The sequence below is a fragment of the Pseudoalteromonas tunicata genome, assembly GCF_002310815.1.
Taxonomy (GTDB): domain Bacteria; phylum Pseudomonadota; class Gammaproteobacteria; order Enterobacterales; family Alteromonadaceae; genus Pseudoalteromonas; species Pseudoalteromonas tunicata.
This window is the reverse complement of record NZ_CP011032.1, coordinates 2,338,593-2,357,838: the sequence shown is the minus strand read 5'-3', so window position 1 is coordinate 2,357,838 and position 19,246 is coordinate 2,338,593. Positions and strand designations below refer to the sequence as shown.

Annotated in this window: 17 protein-coding genes; 8 read left to right on the top strand and 9 right to left on the bottom strand. The window is 39.9% G+C overall.

What is annotated here, in order from left to right:
- Positions 1–134: 134 nt before the first annotated feature.
- A complete protein-coding gene (locus tag PTUN_RS10665; RefSeq protein WP_009840292.1) occupies positions 135–3,332 on the top strand; it encodes an HD domain-containing phosphohydrolase in 3,198 nt (1,065 codons plus the stop codon).
- A 10-nt stretch (positions 3,333–3,342) separates the two neighbouring features.
- Positions 3,343–4,590, top strand: a complete 1,248-nt coding sequence (gene icd, locus PTUN_RS10660; RefSeq protein WP_009840291.1) for an NADP-dependent isocitrate dehydrogenase — start codon at positions 3,343–3,345, stop codon at positions 4,588–4,590.
- A 3-nt stretch (positions 4,591–4,593) separates the two neighbouring features.
- On the opposite strand, the gene PTUN_RS10655 is transcribed toward icd, so the two are convergent.
- Positions 4,594–5,109, bottom strand: a complete 516-nt coding sequence (locus PTUN_RS10655; RefSeq protein WP_096035250.1) for a hypothetical protein — start codon at positions 5,107–5,109, stop codon at positions 4,594–4,596.
- Between the two features lie 123 nt (positions 5,110–5,232).
- A complete protein-coding gene (locus tag PTUN_RS10650) occupies positions 5,233–6,180 on the bottom strand; it encodes a LysR family transcriptional regulator (protein ID WP_009840289.1) in 948 nt (315 codons plus the stop codon).
- Between the two features lie 113 nt (positions 6,181–6,293).
- Here PTUN_RS10650 and aceK point away from each other — a divergent pair, with 113 nt between their 5' ends.
- The 3 genes from aceK to PTUN_RS10635 are packed head-to-tail and all read left to right on the top strand — an operon-like array spanning position 6,294 to position 9,578.
- A complete protein-coding gene (gene aceK, locus PTUN_RS10645; RefSeq protein ID WP_009840288.1) occupies positions 6,294–8,087 on the top strand; it encodes a bifunctional isocitrate dehydrogenase kinase/phosphatase in 1,794 nt (597 codons plus the stop codon).
- 37 nt (positions 8,088–8,124) lie between these two features.
- A complete protein-coding gene (locus PTUN_RS10640) occupies positions 8,125–8,643 on the top strand; it encodes a DUF4240 domain-containing protein (RefSeq protein ID WP_009840287.1) in 519 nt (172 codons plus the stop codon).
- A gap of 5 nt (positions 8,644–8,648) precedes the next feature.
- The gene (locus PTUN_RS10635) at positions 8,649–9,578 is read left to right on the top strand and encodes a tetratricopeptide repeat protein (protein WP_009840286.1); all 930 of its coding nucleotides are present in this window, start codon (positions 8,649–8,651) and stop codon (positions 9,576–9,578) included.
- On the opposite strand, the gene PTUN_RS10630 is transcribed toward PTUN_RS10635, so the two are convergent.
- A complete protein-coding gene (locus tag PTUN_RS10630) occupies positions 9,559–9,732 on the bottom strand; it encodes a DUF2986 domain-containing protein (protein WP_009840285.1) in 174 nt (57 codons plus the stop codon). The two genes, PTUN_RS10635 and PTUN_RS10630, sit on opposite strands and share 20 nt — an antisense overlap.
- A gap of 240 nt (positions 9,733–9,972) precedes the next feature.
- On the opposite strand from PTUN_RS10630, the gene PTUN_RS10625 reads away from it, so the two are divergent.
- Entirely contained in the window at positions 9,973–11,340 is a 1,368-nt protein-coding gene (locus PTUN_RS10625; RefSeq protein ID WP_009840284.1) for a DEAD/DEAH box helicase, read from the top strand.
- Between the two features lie 82 nt (positions 11,341–11,422).
- Positions 11,423–12,655 (top strand): alkaline phosphatase family protein, encoded by a 1,233-nt coding sequence (locus PTUN_RS10620; RefSeq protein WP_009840283.1) that lies wholly within the window; start codon positions 11,423–11,425, stop codon positions 12,653–12,655.
- An 80-nt stretch (positions 12,656–12,735) separates the two neighbouring features.
- On the opposite strand, the gene PTUN_RS10615 is transcribed toward PTUN_RS10620, so the two are convergent.
- From PTUN_RS10615 to PTUN_RS10600, 4 genes are read right to left on the bottom strand one after another with little or no spacing between them, the layout of a single operon-like run.
- Positions 12,736–13,680 (bottom strand): 5-oxoprolinase subunit C family protein, encoded by a 945-nt coding sequence (locus tag PTUN_RS10615; RefSeq protein WP_009840282.1) that lies wholly within the window; start codon positions 13,678–13,680, stop codon positions 12,736–12,738.
- Positions 13,677–14,360 carry a 5-oxoprolinase subunit PxpB gene (gene pxpB / locus PTUN_RS10610; protein ID WP_009840281.1) on the bottom strand — a complete coding sequence of 228 codons (684 nt, stop codon included), beginning with the start codon at positions 14,358–14,360 and terminating at the stop codon, positions 13,677–13,679. The genes PTUN_RS10615 and pxpB overlap by 4 nt, the downstream gene beginning before the upstream one ends.
- Positions 14,357–15,103: a 5-oxoprolinase subunit PxpA gene (locus PTUN_RS10605; RefSeq protein ID WP_009840280.1), complete on the bottom strand. Its 747-nt coding sequence runs from the start codon at positions 15,101–15,103 to the stop codon at positions 14,357–14,359. The genes pxpB and PTUN_RS10605 overlap by 4 nt, the downstream gene beginning before the upstream one ends.
- A complete protein-coding gene (locus PTUN_RS10600; protein ID WP_086009683.1) occupies positions 15,100–16,251 on the bottom strand; it encodes an anhydro-N-acetylmuramic acid kinase in 1,152 nt (383 codons plus the stop codon). Before PTUN_RS10600 ends, PTUN_RS10605 begins: the two co-directional genes overlap by 4 nt.
- Positions 16,252–16,366: 115 nt before the next feature.
- On the opposite strand from PTUN_RS10600, the gene PTUN_RS10595 reads away from it, so the two are divergent.
- Positions 16,367–17,278 (top strand): N-acetylmuramoyl-L-alanine amidase, encoded by a 912-nt coding sequence (locus PTUN_RS10595; protein ID WP_009840278.1) that lies wholly within the window; start codon positions 16,367–16,369, stop codon positions 17,276–17,278.
- Here PTUN_RS10595 and PTUN_RS10590 read toward each other — a convergent pair whose 3' ends face one another.
- Together PTUN_RS10590 and PTUN_RS10585 are read right to left on the bottom strand one after the other, a co-directional pair.
- Positions 17,279–18,010 (bottom strand): substrate-binding periplasmic protein, encoded by a 732-nt coding sequence (locus PTUN_RS10590; RefSeq protein ID WP_009840277.1) that lies wholly within the window; start codon positions 18,008–18,010, stop codon positions 17,279–17,281.
- 77 nt (positions 18,011–18,087) lie between these two features.
- Positions 18,088–18,960 carry an AraC family transcriptional regulator gene (locus tag PTUN_RS10585; protein ID WP_009840276.1) on the bottom strand — a complete coding sequence of 291 codons (873 nt, stop codon included), beginning with the start codon at positions 18,958–18,960 and terminating at the stop codon, positions 18,088–18,090.
- Positions 18,961–19,246 lie beyond the last annotated feature (286 nt).

The window sequence follows — 19,246 nt, the reverse complement described above, 5'->3', positions numbered from 1 at the left end:
TTATTATAAATAAAAGCAATTGAATTAATTGATAAAATACTAAAGCTGTCTAGACTTATTTGCGAAGTTGTTCTGGTTTTAAACATCTGGCTGAGCTAATAGCAGCCTTGCCTTAGTTAATTAAGAGTAGATACATGGAAGTAATTAAAAAAGTTAGAAATAGAGTACTATTTTCTATCAAATCTACCGTTGTGGGAATTTTTATTTTTGCCGTTGCCTTTACAGCCGCTGCAGCTATTGGCTTACAGTATTATTTTAGCCATCAAATGGCTGTTGAATCCGCCACTAAGCTATTTAATGTCACAACCCAAGGTACTGCTTCGAATTTAGCCGGTATTAGTAAATCAGCTGAAAACACTTTACATATTCTTGCTCAACATCCTAATGTCAAATCGCAATTTTCTGAAAAACAGCTCAGCACCGATATCAGTGATGTAATGCAATTTAATCCTCATTTTTATGCCATTTATTTAGGCTTAGATAATGGTGATTTTTTTGAATTAATTAATTTGCAGTCCAGTCCGTCCGTGCGTAACCAACTTAATGCCCAATCAAGCGATTATTGGGTTGTGATTGAAATTATTCATGCTCAAGAAAACCAACAAAAACTGACCCATTATTATGATCAAGACTTTGTAAAAAGAGCCACTATCACAGAATCATCAGACTACGATCCACGCGATAGAATGTGGTTTAAAAAAGCACAAGCGAAGCAAGTTTTTACAACTAAACCTTATCTCTTTCAGCATTTGCAAGCACCTGGACAAACTTATTCAATTAAATTAGATAATCAAAGTGGTGTCATTGCGATTGATATTGCACTGTCTTCTATTTCGCAGTATCTCATCACTAAACAAGATCAAGATATCGATGCTGAAGCGGTTGAAATGTATCTTTTTCAGGATGATGGTCAAATAATTGCCTCTAATGGCAATGCATTAGATAAGCTGGTGATCCCTTCAACTAAACGCTTAAATTTAACTCAACCCCAACAAGATGTTGTAAATAAATATCAAAGCCTGTCGGTATCGAATGAATCCGATTGGGCACCAATCGATTTTGCTATTTCTGGAAACCCCGATGGTTATAGTGTTGAAGTATTGAACATTATTAGTCAGTTAACCGGGTTACATTTTAATTTTATTAACGGCTATACATGGCACGAAATGGTTGAGCTGTTTAAACAAGATAAATTAAATATGCTCAATGCAGCCTATGATAATCAAATAAATCGAGACCTTGGATTATTAACCGATTCATTTTTACAAACGCCATTTGCAATTGTAACTAAAGCGGGAGAGGCAGATATAATGTCTCTGACGCAGTTACATGGTAAAACACTGGCTATTTCAGAGGATTGGTCAATTATCCATGATATTCGCGCCTATCATCCACAAATTAATTTAGTCGAACTACCCAATACTCATGCAGTATTAAAAGCGGTTACAGCAGGGCAATATTACGCGGGGATAGATAATCAATATGTATTACAATACATTGCCAAACAGTTTTTTATAAGTGACATTCAATACCATTTTAATCTTGAGCAAAATACACCACCGTTATTGGCTAAATTGCATTTTCTATTGCCAAAAAATCAAGCGGATTTAGTCGATATTTTTAACTTGGCAATTAAACACATTACACCGGCTCAACGTGAAGCGCTGAGGCAAAAATGGTTGTTAAGTGAAAAGGAAATTAAACATACTCAAACGGTAGGCACTGTCCCGTACCAAGAATTAATTCAGTTTATTAAAAAGCCCTATTTATTTGGTCAACTGCACCGCATTAACATTAACCAAACAGACATGTACATCTATGTCAGTAAATTAACCGCTAAAGATGACTATTTTGCACTGCTAATTTCAGAAGATGCGCTGTTTGCAAATATAAATACTAAACTACGAATTTCAATTTTAGTTACTGTTGTTTTACTCCTTATTCTATTACCTTTGTGTTGGATTTTTGCAAGCCCGATTGTTGAACCAATAAAAAATCTAGCGATTGAAAGTATCAAAATTAAAAATCGACAATATGCACAAGTAAAACATGTTGAAACGAATATTATCGAAATTGAAGAGTTAGCTGACTCGATAGCAGCTATGGTGCTGTCGATTCAGCAACATGAACAAAATCAAAAAGATTTAATGGATTCTTTTATTGAGCTAATCGCGCAGGCAATCGATGATAAATCACCGTATACCGCAGGCCATTGTGAACGGGTTCCTGAACTTGGCATGATGCTGGCACAAGCGGCTGCGCAAAGTAGTGCAGCGCCATTCATTGCTTTTAAATTTGAGAATAAAGACGCGATACGAGAGTTTAAAATTGCAGCATGGCTGCATGACTGCGGCAAAATCACCACACCAGAACACATAGTTGATAAAGGCACTAAACTTGAGACCATTTATAATCGGATCCATGAAATTCGAATGCGGTTTGAAGTGCTGTGGCGTGATGCAGAGGTTGATTATTTAAAAGCTGTGCTTGCAAACCCTGAACAACGTGAGTTGCTTAACGCTGAAAAAGAAGCCAAACAGCAGCAATTAACAGCTGATTTTACCTTTATAGCAAATGCGAATGTGGGGGGCGAATTTATTGATGCGAATGATGTTGCCCGTATTCGTCAGATTGCCACAATCACTTGGCAGCGTAATTTTGATGATACTTTAGGGCTTTCTCCGATAGAAGAATTACGATTTTCGAAAAAACCTACATCGTTACCTGTCACTGAGCAATTATTAAGTGATAAACCAAGCCATATTATTGCCCATGACAAGCCAATTTCTTACGATGAAAGTTTGGGAATTAAAATGCAGCCTACAGAGCATCGGGCTAATTTAGGCGAGGTCTATAACTTAATTATTTCACGAGGTACGTTGACTGCTGAAGACCGCTTTAAAATCAATGAACATATTATTAGTACAATCAAAATGTTAGACCGTTTACCATTTCCAGCCGAGCTAGCAAAAGTACCTCGTTATGCCTCGACCCATCATGAAACCTTGATTGGAACGGGTTACCCGCGAAAATTAACAAAAGAGCAATTATCTATCCCTGAACGAGTATTGGTACTTGCGGATATTTTTGAAGCCCTTACCGCCGCTGACAGGCCTTACAAAAAAGCAAAGCCGCTGAGTGTTGCTATTAATATTTTACATAAAATGGCGTTAGATCAACATGTTGATTTAGATGTATTTAAGTTGTTTATTTCTTCAGGTATTTATTTGCAGTACGCAGCAAAATTCTTACACCCAGACCAACTTGATGAAATCGATGTTGATTACTACCTCAACGATGGGCACACTGAAGAGGATAAACGCAGCGCATAAAAGAGGTCAAATGTACCATCAAATTGTTCCACCAAGCCAAGGTGAAAAAATTCAGGTGTTAGCAAATGGGCAATGGATCATTCCCAATGAGCCAATCATTGCCTTTATTGAAGGTGATGGTGTTGGCTCAGAATTAACGCCTTTAATGCGCCAACTAATTGATAGTGCAATATTAAAAACCTATGAAACGGCTAGAAAAATTCATTGGTTAGAAGTGTATAACGGCGAAAAGGCGGCTGAGCTGTATGATGGTGATTGGTTTCCTGAAGAAACGTTAAATGCGATCCGTGATTATCACCTGGTTTATAAAGGACCACTTACAACGGCGATGGGAGCCGGATTTCGCTCACTCAATGTAGCACTTCGCCATGAAATGGATTTATTTATTAATCTTAGACCAATCAAATCGTTGCCTAATCTCAATACCCCAGTCAAACACCCTGAAAATATCGATATGGTGATTTTTCGCGATAATAGCGAAGATCTTTATTCGGGCATCGAATTTAAAGCCGGTTCTGCCCAAGCCGATAGTTTGCTTGAATTTTTACAACAGCAGCTCGGTGTTAACCGCTTTCGTTTTACTGAGCAATGTGGCCTTGGTATTAAACATATTTCAGAGCAGGGCAGTAAACGTTTAGTCCGGGCAGCCATTGCATTTGCGTTAAAAGAGCATAAAACCAGTGTTACTTTAGTACATAAAGGCGATGTGATGAAATTCACTGATGGTGCTTTTTTAAAATGGGCATTAGAAGTGGCTATCGAAGAATTTTTAGCAGTCCGTCATCCTAATGGTCGCTGGTGGCAAATAATACAAGGTGAACATGAGCTGATCATTAAAGATGAGCTGTGTGATGTGATGCTGCAAAATTGTTTATTAGCACCTGAGCAGTACGATGTGATTGCTACGACCAACTTAAATGGTGACTTACTGGTTGATAGCCTTACGGCTCAAGTTGGCATGATTGGTATGGCGGCAGGGGCTAATTTAAGTGAAGCACTGGCTTTATTTGAGCCTACTCATGGCACGGTCGAAAGTTTAGTTGGTCAAGATGTAATGAATCCAGTATCAAGCATTTTGGCAGGCGTGATGATGTTACGGTTTATGAATTGGCATGACGCTGCTGATAATATTGAGCAATCGTTGCACAAAACATTATGTAACAATCAAGTGACTGAGGATATGCAGTCACTTTTACCCGATCCGACAGTTCAGGGTACGCAGGCATTTGCGCAATGCATAATATCTCATCTTATTTAGCTATTATGCGCTTTTACGCAAACAAAGAGTTGCTTTAGGTGTTAAGTTAACCACTTGACCTAATTGCAATTCTTTGTATAAAACCTTGCTTATATGTTCAACCATGTGCTGGCAAAAATCAGCATGTTCTTTATCCATGGTTAAAGTCATTCTTAATGTGCGCTGCTGTAGCTGTGCATTTAAGCAGGCTAAAGTCAGTTGGATAATTAACAAAGGTAATGGACAACGATGTTGATCTAAAGTTGCTGGGCAAAAACGCGTTAAATCTTCCAGTGTGATCCGTTGATGTGAAGAAAGCCAGGTTGCGTAGTCATACTCGCTTGCTGTTTCTTGAGCTGTTTTACGAGCAAAAAAACGAATTTTAGGCGCAAACTGCTGATTTATTTCTGCTAACAAAACATAAAAAGTTTCGCTGTTTAAATGATGAGTCTCTGATAAATGCTGGTCAATTAATTCAATTAACGCCGGTTGAAAATAAAAATCATTGATATGTTTAAATCCACGATTGCAAGTATTCATTATTAGCTCCAGTTGTTTTAAAAGTAAGCACATCATTGCGCTGGCTATGATTTAACCTTAATCCCAACCGGTGTATTTATAAAATTTAACATTTCAATAACTGCTATTGATAAAATCAATATCTCAACGATCAACAATGGTTTTAGCAAATTCGAGCAGTTGACGACGTAACCATTGGTGAGCTTGATTGTGCTGTAACAATGGGCTCCAGATCATTTTTATTTCGATGGGCACGATTTGAAAAGGGACAGAGGTAATACATAAACTGGGGTGATGCTTAAGCAGCATTGCCTGTCTGCGTGGTAGGGTGGCCAAAAGTTGCGCGTCACGTAAAAGATAATCGACTACCGCATAATGACGGCTGTACACTCGAATTTTACGCGTTTGTTCTAATTGCCAAAGTGCTTCATCAACCCAGCCTAAATGTTGATTGCCCGATTTATTGGTTGCGGTATTTTCGGTTTGCCAGCCGGGCCGATTAACCCAAATATGTTCAGCTGCTAAATAATTCGCTAAATCAGGCTGATGGGCATAAGGATGTTCGATATGACTTACGCAACAAAAGTTATCACGCCACACCGAAGCCTGATGAAATGACTTGGGCAAAACACTAAAGCGATTTATGGCTAAATCAATATTCCCTTGTTCCATATCGGCTAAATTAATATCGCCAGGGGTTAAAATATCAAAATTGATCCCGGGGCATTGCGCAATAATCGACAGCAAAAAAGGGGTCAGTAAACAGGCTTCAATATAATCATTGGTGACAATCCGAAACGTTTGTTGATGATGGGATGGGTCAAATTCTTCATCTTTTTGCGTTATTTGCTCAGCAAGGGCCAATAATGCGGTGATATCAGCCTTAAGCCCTGATGCTTTTTGAGTTGGTACCATGCCATTGGCGGTGCGTACCAGTAAGGGGTCATTAAATAGCTCTCGTAATCGATTGAGCGCATTACTCATAGCAGGTTGGGTCAGGGCTAATTTGTTGGCTGCTTTAGAAACGCTGCGCTCTTCTAGTAATACGTTTAAATACACCAATAAATTAAGGTCGACATTTCTAATATTCATAGTATCAATGCTGCATATTTTATTTATAAATTAATTCTATTTAAGCTGGGCTGCTAAGGTGTGTAAATACTCTGGTGACTATAACCACTATATTCTGCAGTGATGATAACTTTATGGCACAACTCGATATTCAATCAGTTGAACAATTAATCGCAACAAAAGTGGCTCGTTCTATCTTGGCCAGTTTTGAGGCCATGTTTGCTGAATTTTTAAATATTACCCTTGGTGCTCAGTCTCGTTTTGAGCAAGCAAAATGGTTAGCTGTGCAAGATGCAATGCGGGCAAGGCTCAAGGTCTATGAAGGAAAAGTCAGTGTAGCAACCGTTGCGGTGGCAACCATTGCGGGTGAGTTTATTGATGATACAAAAATGTGGCATCAGGCAAAAAAGTATTATGCGCAATTACTGGCTGAGCACAGTAATGAGCCAATAGCCCAAACCTTTTTTAATTCGGTGTTTGGCTCAATTCGTGGCCATAATAAAATCCGCGATGTGCATTTGTTTATTTTAAAGCGTCAATATCGTCAAATTAATCCCAAAACGCCCAGCATCATTTGCCATACCCAAAGGTCTGCCTCGTTAGAAGCGGTGCTCAAACAATTACTTGGCCAGTTTTATTTTCGCTTGCCTTTTGTTGACTTAACATGGGATTTAAATGCAGTTCAACAAGCGATTTATAACTATGTGCAGCAACAACCTAAGCTAACTATCGTAAACCGTGAGTGGCAAATTGAATATGGACGGTCATTGTTTTTTCGCAATAAAGCCACTTATTTGATTGGTTGTGTGATGCTAAAGCATGATGAACAATTACAACGTATTCCATTTGCTGTCCCTATTTTAAATGATGAGCAAGGAGGTCTTTTTATTGATGCAATTATGCTCGGTGAATCTCAGCTCAGTATGTTATTTGGCTTTGCGCGCGCTTACTTTATGGTAGATACCGATGAGCCGGTCGCGTATGTCGATTACTTAGCAACTTTGTTGCCTAATAAAGAGCGGTTTGAATTGTTTAACGCGATTGGATTTATCAAGCATGCTAAAACGGAGTTTTATCGTTTTAAAGTTGATTCGACTCGCAAAATGCCACCCACTGAATGTTATCAAAGTGCCGATGGCATCAAAGGCATGGTGATGTTGGTTTTTACCACCGCTCAGTCAGAATACGTTTATAAAGTGATCCGTGACCGATTTGTGCCACCTAAACAACTGACTCGCCAAGATGTGATGGATAAATATGAGTTTGTCAAAAATGCTGACAGAGTTGGCCGATTGGTTGATACCCATGAGTTTCGCTATCTTGCATTTGATTTATCGCGCTTTTCTCCTCAATTGCTTGCCCAATTACAGCAAGATGCCCCCAGTAGCGTGGTTATTTCGGGTAAAGCATTGATTTTAAAACATGTGTATGTTGAGCGAAAAATGATCCCGCTTAATTTATACATAAAAACCGCGAGTCTTAATCAACTAGAAGCGGTGATGCAAGATTATGGTTTAGCAATCAAGCAATTAGCTGCAGCTAATATATTTGCAGGTGATATGCTGATGAAAAACTTTGGCGTAACACGTTGGGGCAGAGTGGTATTTTATGATTACGATGAAATTTGTCCGATGACACAATGCCATTTTCGATCTTTACCTAAAGCGACCACGACTCAGCAAGCAATGACCGCTGAGCCTTGGTTTATGATTGAAAGTAACGATATTTTCCCTGAGCAATTTCCAATATTTTTTAAAGGAAATAACCAAGCAAAGTATTTTTTTGACCGCTACCATCAGGATTTATATACCCCCGAATACTGGCAAAAAATCCAACAAGATATTCAACAAGGCGTAATAGCCGATGTTTTTCCCTATAAACAATACTCACGTTTTCAACGAAATACTCGTAAAAAGATGGTAAATTAACATATACTGCGGTAAAAATGATTAAACATGTATCTTTATGACAGAACAACAATTTTGGCAATTAGTCACCGCGAATGATTTTTTTGCTGATCCTGAAATCATCGCGGATGAACTCAAAAGTAAACTCACTACATTAGATAACGATCAGTTAGCCGCTTTTGACAAATTATTTAGTCAAAAAATGCGTTTAAGTTATGAATGGTCATTGTGGGGCGCAGCTTATGTGATTGCCGGATGTAACTCAGAATACGGCTTTTCAGAGTTTCGTTGTTGGTTAATTTCTCGTGGTCAAACGGTGTTTGAAACATGCTTAGCACAGGCCGATAACTTGGCTGACTTTGATGTTGTGCCAGTTAAAGATGATTTGCCGTATCCGTTTTTAGACGAGTACGATTTAATCGCCGGTATGATTTATGAAAGTCGAACAGAGGATGAATTACCCTTTGTCCCATCGGGTTTATCACAACCTCGAGGCAAGCGTTTTAAAGACAAATCGAAAGAGTTAAAAAAAGTGTATCCAAAGTTATATCAACGTTTTTGGACCCAAGGACAATAAATTAAATGTTAATACGTGCGCATAATTATCTTTTGATACTCAGTTTGTTTGCTTTTTCATGCAGCCTTAAGGCGGTTGTGATTGATAAAGCACAGCTTCGTACTGAATGTGATAATTATCCACGTCATTGTTTAAATCAAGTTGCAGAACTATTGCCTACGGTTGCTGTTGATAGCCTGCAATTTTATGAATTAAAACTGCTAGAATTTGAAAGCTTGTTTGCTTTGACCGAAGCCGAACAATTATTTGCTCAAACCAGTCAGTACATTTTAAAAGATGAATTACCTGAGTATTTTAAGATTAAGCTTTATATTTACCATGCTAAAAGTCTTAAAAACCTCAATAGATCGGAAGAATCCATCCGATTTCGCTCTCAAGCAGAGCAACTGCTTAATCAGGTTAATAAAAATTTTGCGAACCCTGAATTGCTGGTGGAATTATTGAACTTACAGCTCTATAGCGATTTTGACCCAGCCCTTGGTCTTCGAATGTTGCAACAGCTTGATAAAAAGTTTTTACGCCGCGATGCGCCAAGGTTTAAGTTTGAGCTTTATACCAATTTAGGGCATTTTGCTGACAGATGTAATGAAACACAAAAAAGTGTAATTTATCGAGAGCAAGCACTTCGTTTTGCTTATGCGCTCAAAAGTGATTATAAAATTGGTGAGGCGCTGTTTAATTTAGGGAGTTCGCTACAAAAAAGCGGTGATTTATCAGATGCACGTCAACGCTATATGGCATCAATTGAATTTGCCGAGCGGGCCCATGATGATGTGGGAGTTAATCTTGCCCATTTGTATTTGGCCAATGTTGCATTACAGCAAGGGCAGGTCGAGGAAGCAAAAACGTGGTTAAGCAGGCTTTCAATCGAAAATTTACCTCAACCACGTCATCAGCTATTTGTTGAGTTACAAACTAAGCTTTCGATTCTGTAGCTTCAGGTGTCTCATTATTTTGCGTTTGGGCAAGTGCTAAACGCTCACGTTCAGCTTTAGAAACATACGCAGGCTTGTTGCCTGTATGGAGCTTTGCTTTAGCGCGCTTTAATCGTTTTTGGAAAATTTCGTTCAATTTTTTTTGTCTGTTCATTTGCTATCGCCCAAAGCTTTACATAATTTAGGGCGGCGATTGTACGTTTTAACACCATTAAGGCAAGGTTTTTTTGCTATTAATCGCCCTGAATCCCTCTTTTATTTTACTTTGTTGCCAAAATGACACGATTAGCTGCTTAAATTACGGTTATCAGGCCTTTTATTGCGCTTATGGGGTAAATCCTGTACTCTTCAGCGCCGCAATTGGCGGTTAGATTTAGTAACAAAGAGAGTTCATATGAGTTTTGCCCGCTTGGGTTTATCCGCACCAATCTTAGACGCAGTAGCCGAGCAAGGTTACGATACGCCAACCCCTATTCAGCTTGCAGCAATTCCTGCAATCATCGAAGGGCGAGATATGATGGCCGCGGCCCAAACGGGAACAGGTAAAACAGCTGGTTTTACTTTACCTTTGTTAGAGCGCTTATCAAAAGGTAAGCCTGCTGGAAATAACCAAGTCCGTGCATTAGTACTAACGCCAACCCGAGAACTTGCAGCACAAGTAGCTGAAAGTGTTGAGTTATATGGTAAAAACTTAAAGCTTACTTCGTTTGTGGTTTATGGCGGTGTGAAAGTAAATCCACAAATGATGCGTTTACGTCGCGGTGTGGATATTTTAGTGGCGACTCCTGGGCGTTTACTTGATTTATTTAATCAACGCGCGGTTAAATTTGATCAACTTGAAGTGCTCGTGCTTGATGAAGCTGACCGTATGCTTGATATGGGCTTTATTCACGATATTAAAAAAATTCTTAAAGTATTACCTGCCAAACGCCAAAATTTAATGTTTTCGGCAACTTTTTCTGATGATATTCGTAATCTTGCCAAAGGATTAATAAACGATCCGGTTGAAGTCTCCGTTGCACCAGCAAACACCACAGCAGCAACGGTTGAGCAGCGTTTGCACCCCGTTGATAAAGCTAAAAAACCGGCGCTATTATCACACCTCATTTTACAAAATGATTGGAAGCAAGTGCTTGTTTTTACTCGTACTAAACACGGTGCAAACCGATTAGTAAAACAGCTAGAAGCGGATAAAATAAACGCAGCTGCAATTCATGGTAATAAAAGCCAAAGCGCGCGCATGAAAGCATTAGCTGGTTTTAAAGATGGTCAAGTCCGTGTCTTAGTGGCGACCGATATTGTGGCTCGTGGTTTAGACATTGATCAACTGCCGCAAGTAGTGAACTTTGATTTACCTAATATTGCTGAAGATTATGTTCATCGGATTGGACGGACTGGTCGAGCAGGTGCCAGTGGTCATGCTATTTCGTTTGTAACAACCGAAGAAGCCAAAGAACTTGCCGATATTGAACGCTTAATTAATGCCACGATTGCAAGAGAAGTGGTGCCTGGCTTTGAGCCAAGCAATCAAGTAAAAGAAACAGATTTAAATATCAAGGCAAAAAAACCGAAGAAAGCTAAAAAGCCAAGAGAATTTAGCTCAACCGACGGCGCGGCAAAAGTTGCCCAACCGCGTCGAAGTAACGCAAATTCACCGGCTAAAAAGCCTGCTATAGGTCAAAAGCCCGCGGGTGAACAAGCGGCCAACAAGCCTGCAAAGCGCCGCGTATGGCGCAATAAGCCTAAACCTGTTGCTAATTAACCGATAAAAGAAAGAGTCCATCGCAAGATGGATTTTTTTTATTCAAAGGTTTGATAAAGTGGTCTAATTACTTAAATTAAAGATGGTATTTATGATGTTGCGTTCTCTTATCTCGTTTGTTAGCTTAACATTTTTCAGTGTTGTCTTATCGGCGCAGGCAAATGCAGCCCAAGAGCAAAGTGTTGTTTTAATTTCTTTAGATGGTTTTCGCTGGGATTATATTGAAAAACATCAAGCTAAAAATTTAGCCCTTATTGCCAAACAAGGAGTGCGTGCGCAAAAGTTAATTCCGGTTTATCCAACAAAAACTTTTCCCAATCATCTATCGATTATGACAGGGTTGTTGCCAACTCATCATGGGGTTGTTGATAATAAATTTTGTGATAAACAACGCCAAGAATGTTATGCCATGGGTGATGGCCGTAAAGACAGCAGTTGGTTAAACGGCGTGCCACTTTGGAATCTGGCTACCCTACAAGGTGTTAAATCTGCTACTTATTTTTGGCCTGAGTCGGATGCATTATTTAACGGTGTTTTACCTGATTATTATTACCACTATTCAAAACACAGTGATTATCAGGCTCGGATCGACCAAATGTTATTTTGGTTAAAATTACCTCATGCACAGCGTCCTCGCTTTATTGCGGGTTATTTTTCATTAGTTGATTCTATGGGACATGATTTTGGCCCAGATGCACCACAAACTTATGAGGCAGTGCAAAAACTCGATAGCTTAATTGGTCAGTTGGTGACGCGAATAAAGAGTGAAGTTGATGCGCCGGTTAATGTGATTTTAGTTTCTGATCATGGTATGGCGAGCGTTGATCCGACACAAAGTATTGCCATTGCTGACCTTGGCATTAGCCAAGAAGATTTTGATATTAAAAATAGTGGTACTCGAGTTCAGTTATATCAAAAACAAGGCCGAAAGCTTGATTTATCTACATTCAAATCTAGTTTAAGTAAGCAAGCAAAAGGTCGCTTTACGGTACTCACTTCAGCACAATTGGCGAGTGTCGGTTATCAACATAGTCCACGAGTGGCCGATGTGATTATCGAAACAACGGCGCCACGAGTGTTCAGTTCATCGGGTGAAGTCGACTATTTAGGCACCCATGGTTATGCCTATACACAGGATATGGCTGCTTTTTTTGTAGCAAATGGCCCTGCGTTTAAACAAGGCTTTAGCTTAGATGAAGTAAAAAATCTTGATATTTATCCTATTGTGGCGCAAATATTGGGCCTTTCCCTTTTATCACCAATCGACAGTGAGGGCGATACCCTTCGTCCGGCTTTAAAACCAGCGGTTAATTAACCTCAATACTGGAAACAAATCACTCTCAGGTCGAGATTTACTTTTCAATTCGCTGTTAAATCTCTTATCCAGCACTTCGGTTAATTAGATAACGGCACAAACGAGAGGTTATTGAATTTTTGTTGATGTAGAAGAAGTGCATTATGCGCTTCTTCTTGGCTAATGGCACAAAAGGACACTTCAACACCGGGCCTACTTTGTGCCAGTTTAGCGCAATCGAGCGAGAGCACAGTCCCAAGTTTTGGATATCCGCCAATAGTTTGCCTGTCATTGAGTAAGATGATGGGCTGACCATCGGGGGGCACTTGAATTGCGCCATAGCAGATCCCTTCGGAATACATTTGGCTTTGTTTACTGTCAATTGCAACGCCGCTTAGCCGATAGCCCATCCGATCACTTTGGTTGGTAATTTGGTATCGATGATGTAAAAACCGCTCGATTTGCACTGATGGAAATTGGCGAGCTTGGTAACCTAAAATAACACGCAGCTGTAATGCATCAGGATAAGTGTGTCTGTGTTGAAAGGCCAGTTGCTGTAATGGCGCAGCTGACAGTGTGGGCACGGTCAATATTTGTTTCGCAAAGAGCGCTTGCCCATCAAGTCCGCCAATCGCTTCGCGTATTGTGGTCGATGTTGAACCAAATTGCTTGTTAACTTTAAACCCTTGACTAATAGCTAAATAGATTCGTGTACCCTGCATCGCCATGCCGATGCTAAGCCTATCACCAGCTACAAGATGATGGCTTTGCCAATTAGAGATTGGCTGCTGATTAACATAAAGTGGACAATCTGCGCCACAAAGTGCAATGGTGATCCTGTTAAGAGCTACAAATTCAGCGCCACCTAAGCTTATTTCAATTACCGGGGCATTATCATTATTTCCTAATAAACGATTCGCAATGCGGTGCGCAAATGGGTCTGCAGCACCTGATGTGGTCATGCCCAAATGTGCTTGACCAAAACGGCCTAAATCTTGAATTTGGCTTAATATTCCGCTTTGAATAACTTGTAACGCTTGTTTCATTCTTTGCCACCAAGACGATGATATTCGGCTTCGTCAATTTCATAAAATTCAACACTATCACCTACTTCAAAGGCCATTACGGGTGAGTGTTTGGGATTAAATAAGTCAAAAGGGCAAAGGCCAATTAAATTCCAGCCGCCAGGCGAGCGACTTGGATAAACTGCTGTTTGGCGATCGGCAATGGCGACAGCACCTTTGGGCACACTCGCTCTGGGAGTTGCATGACGTGGCATGGCAATTTGGGGGGGGATTTCGCCTAAAAATGCAAATCCAGGGGCAAAACCAATCGCAAAAACGTGGTAATGAGTTGCTTGGTGCAAGTTAATCACGTCTACTTTGCTAAGTTGATGATGCGCGGCAATAAGTGCTAAATCGGGGGTGGCAGGCGCATCATACCAAACCGGTAATCGTATCAGTTTACTGCTTTGTTGCTGCAACGACTGGGGATGATCTAGCAGTTGAAGAAGCAATTTTTTCACCGCAAAATGGTCTACCAAAAAGGGGTCGTAAATAATCAGTAACGAAGTATAGGAGGGGATTAAGTCTATCAGCGTATCACCTAATTGTTGGCGTAGTTGTGATACTAAAGTGTGTATTTGAGTACTGCACTCATTAGACGGTTGCATTGCTAAATAAACAATCAGTGCATTTTCACTGGCCACCTCAATACGATAGCTCATTGATTTTTAAACTCACTTTTTATACACAGCTGCTTGATTTGAGCAATAAGGGCAATAGCCGCTTCGTTATCACCATGCACACAAAGTGTGTCGGCAGATAGGGGGATCTCAGTTGCGGTGTCTGTTATAACTGTGCCTTTACTAAGCAATTGCTGCACTTGGGATAATATTTCGTTTTGCGAAAGTACCGCACCTAGTTGACTGCGAGGCGTGAGTTGACCGTTATCTTGATAGCGTCGGTCTGCGAAGGCTTCAAATAGTAAACTTACATTATGATGTTGCGCTTTTTGTAGCAGTGTTTGGTTGTCATTGCCCGCAAGCATCATGAGTTTTAGTGGGCGATGATATTGGCTTATCGCAATGAAAATAGCGTCTTGCACCTCGGGCTTTGCCATCATATCGTTATATAATGCGCCATGTGGTTTAACGTAACTTAATGTTAAACCGATATTTTTTGCCATGCCATCAAGCGCTGAGATTTGATAATGCACCATGCTGATAATCTCGTTTTGACTGCATTGCATGCTACGGCGGCCAAACCCGACTAAATCTGGGTAGCTTGGGTGTGCGCCAATAATAACGTTATGCTGTTTGGCTAACGCGAGGGTTTGCGTCAGCACCAGGGGGTCGCCTGCATGAAAGCCACATGCAATATTGGCCATGTCGATGTGTGCCATCATTTGGCTGTCTAAACCCATTTGCCATGCGCCGTAGCTTTCGCCTAAATCACAATTGAGCTTCATTGTTGATCCTTCGTTAAATCACCTTGCCATTGATGGTGTTTTAGTTGGCAGATTTGCCCTAAAATTTCGTTTCGTGATGCACCGGTCACTAACATATCGTTACCGTTTTGACGCTCTCGGCATCGTTTCGCAAGCCAAGCAAAGGCCATCGCTTCCATAAAATCACCGTCCACGCCAAAATTGGTCGTTAACTCGATTTGCCAATTGGGTAAAAGAGCCTGAATATTGTGTAATAAATGGCTGTTTTTTGCACCGCCACCACAGACTAGAAGTAAACCCGGTGACAGATGCGTTAAACTTTGGCTGATAGACGTTGCCGTTAATTGGCTTAAAGTAGCCAGCACATCTTCAAAACTAAGCGCAGGATAGTGGATTAATTTTTGTTGTAACCAATCGAAGTTGAATAACTCTCGCCCTGTACTTTTTGGCGCTGTGAGGGCAAAGTAGGGGTCGGCTAAGCAATCTGCTAATAAGGCATCACAAACCTGACCTTTTGCCGCAAGCTCACCATTATGATCAAACAATTGCTCAGGGTTTTGTTGTTGTAACCACAGATCCATTAATACGTTACCAGGGCCGGTATCAAATCCTACTAAGGGTTGCCCCGATAAAATAGATACATTGGCAATGCCACCAATATTGAGTAATACCAAGGCCGAGTATTGCTGCTGTAAATGCTCAAATAGTTGCTGGTGAAAAGGGGGGACTAATGGCGCACCTTGCCCACCTAATGCTAAATCCATGCTTCTAAAATCGCTAATGGTGGTAATGCCGGTTTCGGCGGCAAGGACACTGGCATTTATGAGTTGCATTGAAAAAGGATAAGGACCACCTGGCAGATGATAAACCGTTTGACCATGGCAACCAATCGCACAAATATCATTACCATTAAGTTGATGCTGCGCCAGTAATTGATTGACGGCCTTGGCATATGCAAGGCTTAACCGTACACATATTTGACCAAAATCACGTAACGCAATAGTTTGTGTTTGGCATAAAGCTAAAATATCACGACGTAATTTTGGCTCAAATGGCATCTCAAGCGCGCCAAGCAATGAAATGGTATTGTTTGGCATCGCGACTAAAGCAACGTCGATACCATCAAGACTTGTCCCAGACATAATGCCAATGTAATAATGCTTGCCCACGTGCGTACTTTCCGTTGAGAATCTTTACGGTTAGATTTTAGGGGCTTAGGGTTGTAAGTGCTAGTTTTATTAGCGCTAGTAACGGCGTTTTTATTGTTTAAAAAAGGGATTATTAATGTTTAAAAAAGCCATGCTACTCCCTCTGATGCTAGGGCTTAGTGCTTGTAGCCAGACGGTTTCGACACAGTTTCGTTCTGAAAATTATAATAGTCGGATCCGCTTTTTGGTGATGCACTACACCACGGGTGATTGGCAAGATTCCTTACAAGCGTTGACCAAAGGTGAGGTGAGTTCTCATTATTTAATTCCTGAACAAGGTGATGCAAGTTATCCCAAATCACATTTGGCAGTGTATCGATTAGTTGATGAACAACATCGTGCGTGGCATGCGGGGGTCAGTCATTGGCAAGGCCGTAGTAATATTAATGATCAATCTATTGGTATTGAGTTAATTAATCGGGCAGCCTGTGCGCACCAACCCCAAGTATTAACTGAAATAGCCCCCAGTGCGGCATTTTTTGATAATCAAACTTTTTGTCAGTATCCAAACTTTGATCTACAACAAATTCAATTGCTGATTGAATTAAGTAAAGATATTTTGGCCCGTAATCCAGATATTGATCCAACCGCAGTGGTCGGCCATTCTGATATTCAGCTTGGTAATAAACAAGATCCTGGGCCTCATTTTCCTTGGTATACCTTATATCAACATGGCATTGGCGCATGGTATGAACATGCAACGGCAAGTGACCATTGGCAAGCCTTGTTGACCGAGGGCCTACCGACCGTGGCCCAGGTGCAATGTAATTTGCAAAAATATGGTTATGGCATTGAAATAACAGGTGAGTTTGATAAACAGACTTTTAATACTGTTAAAGCATTTCAATTACACTTTTTACCATGGCAAGCAACCGGAGAAATTACCATTAAGACGGTAGCGGTATTGTTTGCACTCATGGATAAATATCGCGCAGGCATTCGCCAGCAACACTGCCAAAATCCTACTTTAGTGAGCGACAGAGGATAATTATTGATGATATGCTTTTTGATAAAGCGCGCTTTGAAGTACGACAGCAATGGCCGCTTCAACTTGAGTAATTATCGCGGGGCTGGTATTTTTATTTGCTGCTAAATAACCCTCAATTTCGAGTTCAGCGATGGCATATTCATAGGTCAGATGGTTGGATGGAAGTTGTATTGATTTGGCTGTTATAGGGACTGCACTTTTTACATCAACCACTAAATCAACTTTACCACCTAATAGTAGTTGCCAAGAGTTTTGGATATCAGTGGTTAAAATTAGATGGTTAGCTTTATTAAAACCTTTTCTCTCAAGGTATTGCGTTGCCATATCGTTACGTTGTGCTGCAATTATCCATTTTTTAGCATCTTCTAAGGTGTTTATTTTAATATCAGTGCGCGAGCTTAATTTAACGAAACCGAGTTTAAATTTTGCAACTGGTACTAGCCAAATAAATTTATCCTCGCGCTCTGGCGTACGACCGATACTGTAGATAAAACTATTTGGATTATTCAGCGCTAATTTATAGCTACGGGCCCAAGGGTATAATTTAAATTGCGGTGTTAGCTGGGCTTGTTTAAAAATGGCTTGGACTATCTCGGTAGTGATGCCTTTAACTTCATTGTTCTCAATGGTTTGATAAGGAGGCGATAACTCAGTAAGTACAGTAAGACCTGCATTAGCATGCGTGCTAAGCAGTAATAAAAAAAGTTTAAAAGTTGTTTTATACAATAACATATACAAACCTAAAGTTAAGGTGCAACAGCTCACACCTTAACCCTAGTCTAAAATAATCAATCGCTCTATTTCATTCGCTAAACTAATAAGGATTTTTTATGAATTTGCTGGCGAAAACGGCTTGGCGTACAGCCTTTTATTTGTAAAAAACGCCGATTAAAGTTCGAAATATTACGAAAACCACATTGATCACTGATCACAGTAATAGGTGAGGAACTATTAATCAGTAATTTACATGCTTTAGCAATGCGCAATTGGTTAATAAATTCGGTTAAAGTGCGTTCAGTTCTTTTTTTAAAAAAACGATGAAAATGATTGGTACTCATATGTGCTAAATCGGCGAGTTCATCGGCGCAAAGGCTTTTGGTGTAATTGTGATAAATAAAGTCGATTACTTTATCGAATTTATTTTTCCCAGGATCTCGTTGTTGGCCAGAAATAAAAATAGAAGTTGATAATATTTTCGCATCGGTATCAAGTGCCATAGTTTGCAATAATTCAATCAGTAAAATATAGCGAGTAAGCGGTTCACTGACTTTTATTTTCTCAAATAATTGCCTAGCAATGACAGCGGTGTCATTTGTGAACTTAATACCTTGTTTTGCGTTGCTTAATAATGGCCGCAGTAACGAAAACTCAGGGTGTCCATTTACAAATTGATGTAGCCATTGTGCTGGAATTTGTGCGACATGAACAATTTGACTGCTGCCATCAGGGTTAGTATTCGATTGCCAAGTATGTGGTAAATCAGGGCCTAAAATGACTAAATCTAAATCACCAAACGGAGAAAGGTAATCACCAATATGACACACACCAGTACTGTTTAGTGTTAAGCAAATTTCATATTCAGGATGATAATGCCAATTAAAGGGAATGGTATTAAGTCGATATTCACAATATCGCCAAGACGAATTATTAGAAGGGATGACCTTTTCGCACATAGGTTTCATGACAATGGCCTCATTTTACATCGTGGTAAAAAAATTAGTTTACCTGAAGTGTATTCAAGCGTTATTCCACTTTGGTGTAATAACCTTACTTTTTATTGTTAATATTATATTAACAGCATTTGACCATTTATATCTATCGAGAGTGATACTTAGCTATCAACTACTAATACTAGTCTATTAAATAAGTAGTCTAAAAATTAATTTTCCTACATTTTTAATTGTCGATAGCGAAAATTATGAATTGAAAAGTATCAAAACTCCGGTGAAAAGTGCCTCAATGACTTTG